The sequence below is a fragment of the Enterococcus sp. DIV1304_2 genome (assembly GCF_050555445.1).
Taxonomy (GTDB): domain Bacteria; phylum Bacillota; class Bacilli; order Lactobacillales; family Enterococcaceae; genus Enterococcus_B; species Enterococcus_B pernyi.
Map to the genome: position 1 here is coordinate 2,918,785 of NZ_CP187851.1, position 11,115 is coordinate 2,929,899.

11 protein-coding genes are annotated in these 11,115 nt (G+C 37.8%); all 11 read right to left on the minus strand.

The annotated features are described in order from the left end of the window. The 11 genes from IGJ14_RS13480 to IGJ14_RS13530 are packed head-to-tail and all read right to left on the minus strand — an operon-like array spanning position 1 to position 11,112. Positions 1-333 carry a DUF4176 domain-containing protein gene (locus tag IGJ14_RS13480; RefSeq protein WP_019723025.1) on the minus strand — a complete coding sequence of 111 codons (333 nt, stop codon included), beginning with the start codon at positions 331-333 and terminating at the stop codon, positions 1-3. Next, positions 326-1,210: a hypothetical protein gene (locus IGJ14_RS13485; RefSeq protein WP_039730073.1), complete on the minus strand. Its 885-nt coding sequence runs from the start codon at positions 1,208-1,210 to the stop codon at positions 326-328. Before IGJ14_RS13485 ends, IGJ14_RS13480 begins: the two co-directional genes overlap by 8 nt. A 35-nt stretch (positions 1,211-1,245) precedes the next feature. Further along, positions 1,246-2,157 (minus strand): hypothetical protein, encoded by a 912-nt coding sequence (locus IGJ14_RS13490; RefSeq protein ID WP_195339455.1) that lies wholly within the window; start codon positions 2,155-2,157, stop codon positions 1,246-1,248. 5 nt (positions 2,158-2,162) lie between these two features. Beyond that, positions 2,163-3,755, minus strand: a complete 1,593-nt coding sequence (locus tag IGJ14_RS13495; RefSeq protein ID WP_019723820.1) for a hypothetical protein — start codon at positions 3,753-3,755, stop codon at positions 2,163-2,165. Beyond that, positions 3,746-4,096 (minus strand): hypothetical protein, encoded by a 351-nt coding sequence (locus IGJ14_RS13500; protein WP_019723819.1) that lies wholly within the window; start codon positions 4,094-4,096, stop codon positions 3,746-3,748. The genes IGJ14_RS13495 and IGJ14_RS13500 overlap by 10 nt, the downstream gene beginning before the upstream one ends. Positions 4,097-4,105: 9 nt before the next feature. Then, on the minus strand, positions 4,106-4,360 hold the full coding sequence (locus tag IGJ14_RS13505) for a hypothetical protein (protein ID WP_010734044.1): 255 nt from the start codon (positions 4,358-4,360) through the stop codon (positions 4,106-4,108). An 11-nt stretch (positions 4,361-4,371) separates the two neighbouring features. Then, positions 4,372-4,773, minus strand: coding sequence for a DUF4176 domain-containing protein (locus IGJ14_RS13510; RefSeq protein WP_019723818.1), 402 nt, complete (start codon positions 4,771-4,773; stop codon positions 4,372-4,374). Then, positions 4,770-9,182, minus strand: coding sequence for a type VII secretion protein EssC (gene essC / locus IGJ14_RS13515; RefSeq protein WP_195339454.1), 4,413 nt, complete (start codon positions 9,180-9,182; stop codon positions 4,770-4,772). Before essC ends, IGJ14_RS13510 begins: the two co-directional genes overlap by 4 nt. Next, positions 9,169-10,341: a type VII secretion protein EssB gene (gene essB / locus IGJ14_RS13520; RefSeq protein ID WP_195339453.1), complete on the minus strand. Its 1,173-nt coding sequence runs from the start codon at positions 10,339-10,341 to the stop codon at positions 9,169-9,171. The genes essC and essB overlap by 14 nt, the downstream gene beginning before the upstream one ends. After that, positions 10,338-10,613 carry a hypothetical protein gene (locus IGJ14_RS13525; protein ID WP_010734040.1) on the minus strand — a complete coding sequence of 92 codons (276 nt, stop codon included), beginning with the start codon at positions 10,611-10,613 and terminating at the stop codon, positions 10,338-10,340. Before IGJ14_RS13525 ends, essB begins: the two co-directional genes overlap by 4 nt. 13 nt (positions 10,614-10,626) lie before the next feature. Beyond that, complete coding sequence (locus IGJ14_RS13530) at positions 10,627-11,112, minus strand: hypothetical protein (RefSeq protein WP_019724357.1); 486 nt, start codon at positions 11,110-11,112, stop codon at positions 10,627-10,629. Between the last annotated feature and the right edge of the window lie 3 nt (positions 11,113-11,115).

The following is an 11,115-nucleotide window of genomic DNA, read 5'->3' on the forward strand; positions in this document are numbered from 1 at the left end:
TCAATCAAATCCAATCGGAATTGATTGGGGTGGTTTACTGGTTGCTTGCTTCACGTCAGTCTCCCACTTGCTATAGATCTCTAAAAATCTCACTTCTTCTTCATCACTATATCCTTCAAAAACAACTTTATCGATATTTTTATGATCAAAAAAAATCGTGGTCTCAGGATTTAATCCTGAGGGATAAAGTACTGCCATATAGTCTGCAAACGTATCTTTTTTCGACTGTTGATCTGTATATACAGCACCTCTTCCAACGATGACTAATTTTTGTAACCCTTCCTCAAGCAACACGACACTTCCTAATGGTAATAACTTTTTCCCCTCATTCATTATATATTTCCTCCTTGTCAGTTCCTTTGATATGTTTGTTAAAATATTTCTCTCCATACCATTCTAATTGTGTTTTCCCTTCCAAACGACGATACTCTTCTGAGAATTTATTTTTATAATAACCATGTAATAGGTATGGAAAAAACATGTATGCTTCTGCAGCTATGATTACAATATTCATCACCTGCCACATGAATACGATGCTAGTAAATCCAATAATATCGTTACGAACTTCTCCAGTATCTGGAAATATAAATTTCCAAATACCCACGACAACAATCAAACCCCCACCACATTTTAAAATCAAATACATTAATTTTTCTATTTTCGAGTCAAAGCTGTTCATTTCTGAAGTCTGGTTAAATAAAAGACGTTTTAGTTTATTGAATTTACTGATCACCAATACATATCCAACTGAAATAACACATAGATACAGAAATAGAGTGCCAAAAAATGTTAGTGGCTTGAAAAAAATTGTTAAAAAATAGAGGTTCATTAGTATAACCAGCAGTATGATGTAGTTATTCAAATTATTTAACTTAATAAATAATTTGTTACTAAATCTACTTTTCGTTTGAAAAAAAATAAAAAAGCATAAATAGATAATATTCAATATCCAAAATAAGGTTAGAGGCAAGAAATTAATGCTCGGAACTGGAAGAAAACTACTAGGATTTGGATATAAAATGGAGTTTCTTGAGAGAATAGCTATACCGTAAGAAAAAAGAACTAGCATTAGAAATAGAATCAATGGTAAAATTTTTCTTTCTCCGTTATATAGCGAACGTTTAGATGTATCTTTTATCATATAATCAACTAATGGATCATCTAATAAATTTAAACTTTGTTCAAACGTCGCATTGAATAATTTTTTCATATTCTTCACCAATTAGAGTTAATCTCTTCTAATTTTTAAATATCTACTCCTTGTGTTTTTGTTGTTTCTTCTCTATCAGTTCCTTTGATATGCTTATTAAAATGCTTCTCTCCGTACCATTCTAGCTGACTCTTCCTTTCCCAATTGCGGTATTGTTCTGTGTATTTTTTCTTATAATACCCCTGTAATAGATAGGGAAAATATAGATAGGCTTCTGCAAAAATTATTGCAATATCCATAGCTATCCACATACCTAACATACCTATGAATCCAACAAAATCTGTTCGTACTTCATCACTATTTGGAAATACGAATTTCCATATCATGACGATAATCACAACCATCCAGCCATATTTTATTGCTAATTTCATTACGTTATCTACCAGTATATCTACCCTGTCTTTTTTTCTCTCAACTTCATATAACACATATTCAATCGTACGTTTTTTACTCCTAAACACGACATAGCCTACTAGCCCGATTGAGCCTAGCACGAACAACATACCTAAAATGGTAAGAGGTTTAAAAAATACAGTTATGAATAAAAGATTCATCTCTATCACTAACCAAATGATATATAAGTTTAAGTTGAATTGACCTCTTATTCTTGTAAGGTAATACTCCCCTTTATCCCTAAAAATGAAAACTAAAATTAGCCAGATACAAAATAATAAATAAAACAACCACATTGGTAAAAAATTGATATCTGGTGTAGGAAGTGGACTAGGTCCTAGTTCTCCTGCACTAATTTTTGTGGATATAACGGCGATCAAATAATTGATTCCTATTAAAAAGGCTAGTAATAGTACTCCGACAACTCTAGCAACTACCTTTTTACCACCTGTCGGATCGGGTAATTGATTAACGTCTTTATTCATAAAAGTAACAAATGTATCATTACTTAAGTTTAAACTTTCTCCGAATGTTGCATTGAATAGCTGTTTCATGATTTTTATCCACTAACGCTAACCCCTAATATTTTTACTGAAGATAGCACCTTTCCTATTGATTTACCTACTACCTGAATGTTGCTGTAAGCACGTTTTACGGTCCGTATATTTTGTGTCACTGATTTCCCTATCTTTTTTGTGACATCATTTATAGCTTCAGACGCCTTATCATGTAAACTATAAGCCCCATCTTTTGCACGATCATAGATATCCGGTTTAACAAGTTGCACTAGCTTATTTATACCTCCTATAGCTCCACCAATTAGTGAACCTCCTACAGCTCCCGATACTGTTCCCAACAACGGAATAGGGATTGCGGTACCAATAGCTCCTCCGATAGCACTCCCAATCGTCATTCCCTCTAAAGGACCAATACTCTTCACCATCTCTATTCCACCACCTATTATTCCTTTGCCAATACTTCCTGTTTTTCCATATTCATTCACAGCATTGGCGGCGAAAGTGATGCCTAATTGCGCATAGGTAGCTACTTGGCCTGCCGTTCCTAATCCTTTGGCAACACCCCAATTTTTAGCTCCTTGCACAAATTGAGATTTCTTCAAGGCTTCTCTGACATAGGTTTTTACGGGAGAGGTAAATTTAGTGAAATTTTGATAGGCTTTGCCTATCGTATCGATTTTAGGAATCCATTTCCCTTGGGCAACGGCTTTACCGAACATTTCGTATTTTGCAAGACCGCTAAATAATTTATTTTTCATACCTGATGGTAGATGATTAGCAAGCATCAAAAATTCATCGTTGGATGCCAACTTATTTACCAATGCATCAGGATAATTGCTGAGCAACATTTCAAGTCGTCTGATTGTGTCGGTTTTCCCATCTTTCAGGGGTTGGACCAATTTTTCGATCTCCGCATACATTTCTAAGTAGGCATTGTTTGAAGATTCTTCCAACAAAGCTTGTCCGTTTGGTTTGTACTTCTCAAACCAACTACCATCCACTCCTTTCGGCAATACATAACTACCGTCTGCCTTGACGATTGTTTGGTTCAAGACTAATACGCTTTGCATGGCGAGTTTCAATTCCAGCAGACTGTTATTGAACAGTCCACTGGTTTGGGAGTTAAAGGCATGAAGTTTTTGTTGTTTGCGTTGCAAGTTGTAGATATCTTCTTGCAGGCTGTCCGCCATTCGCATCAAGTTTCGATGAAAATCACTGAGCATTTCTGTAATGCCGGGTAATATGCTTGTATTGGCGATCTGCCTAATCGTCTGCGCGTGGTTATCGATCGATTGTTTAGCGAATGTTTTGGCACGAATCTGTCCGCTTAAATTATCTTCGTCCAAGTATCCTTCACTGGCAATCATTTGGTGTGCGGAAGAGTAAAGATTCAAGACTGACTGAATCCCTTGCACCGCAGTGTTTACCCGATTGATTGTAGGAATGATCAAATCAGAAAACAGCCCTTTCCCAGCTTGATAAGCAGCTCCTGAGAGTTTTTTGCCATCAACCGCTTGAACAACTTGTTGACTACCTGTTCGTAGTTGGGTGATCGTTGTACGAGCAAGCGATAAATTAGTGGTCAGATTGCTCATTAAATTAGAAGACTCTGTGGCTGAATAAATTAGTCCCATCGTTTATTCCTTTCTTTCTGAAGTTCCGTACGTTCTTCTTCAAGTTTGATCACACCTTTTAAGTATTCTTGATCTAGTTGGTGCTGTTGGTTTTCTACCAACTGTGTGAAGTAAGTTGTTTTTCCTTCATTCTCATTCTTCTCCCAACGAGCAACTTGATTTCCTTGAGATACTAATTCTTCTGTGAATTGTTGGATTTCTCGAAAGCTTTTTCGCATATCCATCTCTAAATGATGCATACATTGTTTTAACTGCTGTTTTTCTTTGCTCAGATGCTCCAATCGTTGTTCATTGTTGCTGATTTTACGCTCATATTCAGCGAGCAACTCTTCCTTTTCCATACTGACTCCTTACTTGAATCTTGTTTGACTGTCTCTGACTGCGATTGCTTGAGCAAGCTGAGGGAATTTGTTTGCCTGTTCATTGACACAAGTAACTAGATTTGAAATATCGGTGAGTAGGTTGTTACTGACCTCTACTCCTGTTTTCATACTGCTGATCGTGCTCTTGCTTAAAGAACTTGTTTTACTACTACTAACAGATACATTTTTTATTCCTGATACGGCTGCTGTTGCAGTGGATTCCTGAGAAGCGATTTTCGGCATCTTTTTTCTCCTTATCTGAATTGATAGAATGGGTCTTCTTTTAATCTCTCTTCTTCATTGATTTTTATGGTTTCTACAATCGGTACAGGTTGCTCCTCTTGCACGAGTTGTGGTCTAGTGGGCGCATCCCTAAGTTGCTTCAGCAAATCATCTAAAAATTCTTCATCGTCTTGGTTTTGAAAGCCTTCAAACAGCACTTCTGTGATTTGATCGGCATGGATAGAAAAAACTTCTTGGCTTGGCACATCGCCAAACGGATGGGGGGCTACTCGATATCTCGATATCACTTTTTCTTCTTCATTTTTAGCGATGGCACGAGCAACGACAAAATAGAGCAGTTGGTCATCCTCTGTCCCAACTAGTCTTAAGATACTACCTAGTGGCAAAAACGGTGTGATCATTTCTTCTCTCATGCTTCTTCCTCCGTAGGAAACACCAAAGCTTCCAAGTGTTCATCCTTCAAACTGTGTAGGACGTTTTTAGCAACTATTGCGTTTTTTTCTTGATAAGAAAGATTTTCAATAAATAATTGATTTTGTAAGCTTCCACCAAATAAAATATGATCGATGTTTTCTTTTACGAACATAGTGATTCCGCCAAAGGTATTACCCACTTTCGTCATATGATCGAGAAAAACAAACTGTAAATGCTCGTTTCCTCCACTTAGCAGAGCGGTAACTTCCTCAGGGTTCAATGTTAATTTATCGACCAAGTCTGCGATACCATTGATAATGATGATTCTCTTGCCAGTTTCATTTGTTAAGAGAGCTTCTAAAGCCCCTTTTAGGGCTGTTGCTTTTTCACTAAGACATGAACGGTCCAAATATAGTGAAACTTTCGGCTTTGCTGGTTCGAGTGTTCCATTTGCATCGATCAACACCACTTCTTCTTGTCTTTCTTGACAAATTTGTTGAAGCAGCCAAGGCATCATCGCACGAAGTTGCTTATTGGATTTGAAAAAGATCCCTAATCTCATGCGCTGGAACAAGTCGAACGATTCTACTAATGAAGTACCTTTGTTCAATCCTAAATACAGTTTGTTTTCGTCATCTTGTACAAAATAAGAAGCGAAACTTTTCTGTGTTAGATTTTCTGGCACCATTGGAATTTTCTCAGGACGTTCGCCTGTCCAAGCTTGATTGATTTCTATTATTTCTTCTTCCAGATTTTGAAGTAACTCAGCATCATTTTTCCCATTCGTTGGAAGATAAAACTGAATGGTAGTTGGCGCAGCCAGTAAGACTTGTCCGCGACCATTGATTGCTTCAGGTGACAAAGCATTTCTGCCCATGATCATATTTATTTCATTTTCATCATTTAAATATAGCGTTATCTTAGTGGCAATATTGCTCATCATGTTAGTCCGAATACTTCCTACACGATTCGCGGTCATCACAAGAAAGATACCCAAACTGGCACCATCTCTTAGTAGTTGAAGAAGCACTTCGTCGATTCTATCTTTGCGCTTATCTTCCAAGCTCAGGCCATCATAACTATCAAGAATGATTCCTAAGATCGGTAATTTTTCTCTTGTTCTTGTTTCGTATTGCGTTAGATTCGCGACACCAGCTTGCTTGAACAAATTTTTGCGTGCTGCCAATAATTTTTCGATGCGATCAAGCATTTTTTGCAGTTTTTCATCTTCTTCCAAAGTCGCTATATCCGCAATATGGGGTAATTCCTTGAGTACTAATAAACCATTATTCCCAAAATCAATTAAATGAAACTGGATCGTTGCAGGGGTGTTTTGACGGGCAAGGTTCATTACAAGAGTTTGTAACACTGTCGACTTCCCATAGCCTGGACTAGCTACGATCAATGTGTGACTCGCTTCTTCGAGATTGAAGGTATAATTCATTTGTTTTTGTTCAGAAGGAATATCTAAACAACCAAATGGGATAGCTAGATTACGAACTTCTGACTGTTTTATTTTTGGCGCCATAATCTGCTTATCTAAGTTCGGTAGCCATGGCTTATCCGGCAATTTGTAGGTAGAATCGGCAAAGATTGTCTTGATCTTATCAATCACAGCTTCTAATTGTGTCGGCAAATCTCGTGTATCTTTTCCTTGAATGATTTCGATATCTGGATCATAGAGCAATTCCAATTGGCCCAATTCATTGATTTTAAAGACCCGCTCATCGATCACTTCTTCGATCAATTGTTCCGGATCATAAGGAACACCAGCATAGCCACTTTGAAATAATTCATACACTTCATTTTCGCCAACTTTCAAGTAACCTCTTCCGGGATTCGTGATTTGTGCGGCATCTGGTGTTTTGAGTAGCTCATTCGAGTCTTGGACACTCGCCATTTTCAAGGCAATTTTACTCGTACTATTGGCTTCGATCTGATCATTGACTACGCCAGAAGGTTTTTGGGTAGCTAAAATCAAATGGACACCCAATGAACGGCCGATTCGGGCAACAGAAGTGAGCTCATCTAAGAATTCTGGAACATTGGCTTTAAGCTCCGCAAATTCATCCGAAACTAAAATCAAATGGGGCAAAGGTTTTTGTGGATAAATAACCTCTGGTTTTGGGGTCTTTCTTTGTTTATACAAAGTCATGTACCCGTTGATATTGTTTACGCCATATTTGGCAAACTCTCTTTGGCGTTTCGCTAGCTCCGCTTTGATACTTGCTAAGGCTCGCGTAGTTCCAGCGCCATCCAAATTAGTGATTGCGCCCATAAAGTGGGGCAAATGATCTAAGGTGTTGGCTATTCCGCCACCTTTCCAGTCAATAATCAACATACCAATATCTTCTGGTGAAAAATTGATTGCTAAGCCGATCAAATAAGTCGTTAAAAATTCAGATTTCCCTGAACCAGTTGTACCGCCGACTAAGGCGTGTGGTCCATGGACTCGTTCATGTAGATCCCAGTAAACTAAATCTTTTTTTCCACGCCAACCAATTAATGAACGAATCGATTTATTAGGTTCCGCAGTAGCCCAGCGATTTGAAATCGCTAGTTCTTCAACTGTCTTGACCTCATATTGATCCAATAGACTCAAGCTGTCAGGTACGGCATTTTTCTCTACTTCCACATGATGAAGATTCGCCAAACGCCGAATGGCTTTTTCGATTGGATAGGTTGTCGGCAAATGATTGGGAATAAAACGCTGGTTCACATATTCATTGTCCTGATTAATCAACGTTGCTGCTTCATTGCTTTGATATTCAATTAAAGTAGTCGTTGTTTCTGGCAACATATTCAACGTTTCTTTTCCCCAAATGACCGTGATTCCATAGTCTCCTAAGTTTTCGGCTAAAAACTCGTTCAATCCATGACCTGCCAACCAACTTTCATCCAAAATCGAAAAAACATACTGTGGCTGAAAATGTACCTTTTCATTTCCCGCTTCACGGACTTGTTGTTTTCTTTTTGCCACTATTTGATAAAAAGAATTCAAAATCATGTCTCGACTTTGGGGGGTATGCACCATTCCTCTTAGATTTAAAGAACGGATTTTATTATGAGGTAACCAACGCCATTCTCGCCAATGTTGTTCGTACTCTTCCGACGGGATCAGTGTAATGAATTCGACGTCTCGATAAGAATGCAACACACATAACTGAAATAATAGGAGTTGTAATGCTGTTCGTAAAATACTTGGTGTTCCTGCTAAGCCAACCGTCTGTTCCAAAAGTGAAACGATGATCGGGGCATCTCCAAGTTGTTTATAGGGACTATTAAGATGCTCAAACGCTTCATTACTCAGTTCATCCTCTTCTACCGGCTGAAAGTTTGTTTGAAAACTAGCATTGATTTCGCCGATTCCTAGGCGGACAGTCAAAAAATCTTCGTTCACTGTCATACGTTCATAAATCCTCGCATGATAATCTTTAGCCATCAATGCTAATTCATCCAGTGAAGGATTCATATATTCTAATGCTGTTTTTTGTGTTTGCTGTAAGACATTAAGCTCTGACTTTTTTTTGATCATATACTGACGGAAATGCTCTTCTCTCATATGATTTTTTCTGTTGATTTCTTTTTTGTTTGTAAAATAACTCGACACAGAAAAACCTGTTGTAAGTAAACTAGCACCTCCCATACTGATCAACATAACTGGATTGCCCCCGCTCAAAAAGCTTGTCGCACCGCTTAAAACAACCATACCTAACGGTGGAACGATAGTTTTCAACCACTCATTCTTTCCTTCATTAGATTTCTGCTTAGGCGCTTGGATCTCTATTTTTTCTTTTGGCTCTTTTAAATGGATTCTTGGACTACGCCTAAATGCTGGAAAATTTTCTGGATACTCGGGAATGTAGGGTTCTTCGAGCAACTGCCAAGGGTCCAACTGTAGCTGATTTTTTAAATCTGAGATCTTTAATTGTTTCTCACGCATCTCAATCATGAGATAATCAATGATCAATTGATCGCCTACAGAAAATGGAAATACACCTTTTTCTACACGTTGGTGATTGTAATAAATCTTGGCCTTACTAGGATAGATTTTTATTTGATAGTCATCAGTACTATTACGATGAATAAAAATCAACGCATTCGAATCAATACGGATCGCCGAGTCTTGTGTATTTGATAGATAGACGCTTTCCCTTGGCTTATTGACGATTACCGTTTTCAAATTTTCATGATGAACGAGGAGAAACTTTTCATCCTTGACTAATTCTTCTCCACAAAAAAGCTGTCCGTCTTCACAGGAGAGTGTTCGATCGTCCAGTATTACTTGATTGTTTTTTTCTGTTATTTGTTTATGAATAAACGTCGAACCAAAGTAAAAAAGATCATAAAGAACTGAAACGGAATGTTGGATTTGATCAGTTATTGAAATTGGCTTAGTTTGCTTCATTACTATCCGTCTCGCTTTCTAAGATTTCTAAGTACTTATTGATTTCTTCCTCATAACTTGTTAATAACTCTTGCTTCTTCTGTCCACTCATCTTGTTGTTTGCTCGCGTCGCGTCGTATAGTTTGGTGTAGGCATGTAAAATGTATTGATGATCGCCGAGGTTTTGTGCGATATCTAATGATCGTTCAAAATCCCCCCGTCCAATATAGATCCAGTAAAGCAAAGTATTCTCATTTGATTTTTGGGAAATGTTATTTAAGATAGCTGTCTTTTGCTCATTCGACAAATTATCCAGCTGTACCGCGCTGACTGCAGCGACATATTGGGCACCAGAAGGGAGATCTTCGGGTTTATCATCTTTTAATGTGGTCAAAACACCAGCATAATTATTAGCAATATATTGCGTTTCAGCAGAACTGATCCGTTCTTGTGCGGGAAGTTTATCAAACGCATAGATACCTGTTGTAAGCGCTAAACCTATTGTTGAAATACTTAATAAAAGCGTGCCCCACTTAAACATAAAGTAGCTTCTTTTGTTCACCATTTGAATTTCTGATGCACGTTTCGTTTTCTGCTGTACGACTTGTTCGCCAATCATGCGGTCGATTTCTGCGACACTGTTTGCTCTTTGGATTCGTTTAGAAAACTCGTCCTTCAATGTGCCATTTCCTTCAATCAGTTGCTCATAATCGAACTTAGGATGTAAAATTGTCAGGATCAAGGCACGATATTGCTTCAAAAATTCTTCTTCGGTTATTTCATAAGGAATAATTGAATGCGCAAAACCTCTATGTGCTACGATGATTTCTTCTCCAAATAGAAATAGATTGGCTGGATGGATGAACGGCTGGATCGGGCTACTCAAAAATTCGGATAAGAAATTGATTTTTTGTGCAAGTAATAATCGTTGAAAAAGTTCTGTTCGTTTAAGGTACTCTTGCAAAGAATAGATTTGTTTACTTTTCTGGTATTGAATGACGAGTTTTTCCTCTGAAGATTCTACGATCTGTCCAGAGAGCAAGTGTTTTTTCTGTGTTAAGAATAGTTGATACTGTTCTAAACGATCGAGTTGGTATTGCTTAGCATTCAGTGTCACTTTGACAGCATCAGTTGTTGTCTCAATCATGATCGTTTCAGAAATATCTTTTATGTGGGTCACGTTCGTTCCTCCGATTTTTGTTGAGATTCATGGATCAGTAAATGATCGCCTTCACTTAATGGATAGTCTGCCACATATGCCTCTTCCTTTAAGCGGATCGGTTTATTCAATACCACTAAGTCGAACACCTCTGGCAAGGACGAACCATTTTGTATGAAAGATTCCTTTAGTAATTCTTTTAATCGTGTAATCGTTACTTGGGTCGGGATCTGTAAGTCAATGATTTCTTCTTTGACTTGTAAACTTATCCCAATTGCTTGATTTCTATCCAACTACAACAGTCCTTTAATCATTTTTGTATTTCTGCTGTGAAAACTTTTTACCAAGATAATTGCCTCCAATAGTCAGTAAAATACTTCCTAGTAGAAGTAAGATCCACAAAACAATTCTTCCCTGGATAGCTGTGTGATTTGGGTTAGCTGACGCCTGATGTCCTACAGACATTTGCCCTTCTTTGAATAATTGGGGTGTAATTGTTTGCTCAAAGACCTGTGGCTGTGGAGTTGCTTCCGACACAAAGACGAGGTTGTGAGCAGTAGAAATCTGTTGTCTTTGTTGTTGGACACGTTCTTGGTCTAATTTTGTTTTATCTTCTAAAAATAAATCATGCACTATAAATGTTGTTTTATGATCTTCGATGCCTTCCCTTTCTTGGTAGATCACATGGTTATTGATAGTGAGTGTGCTTGCAGAGACTGCGACATTCGGGTGACTTAAAAATAGTAAAACTACCAACAAACAGAAAAGTCCCCCTATTTTTTTCTGAACCATTTT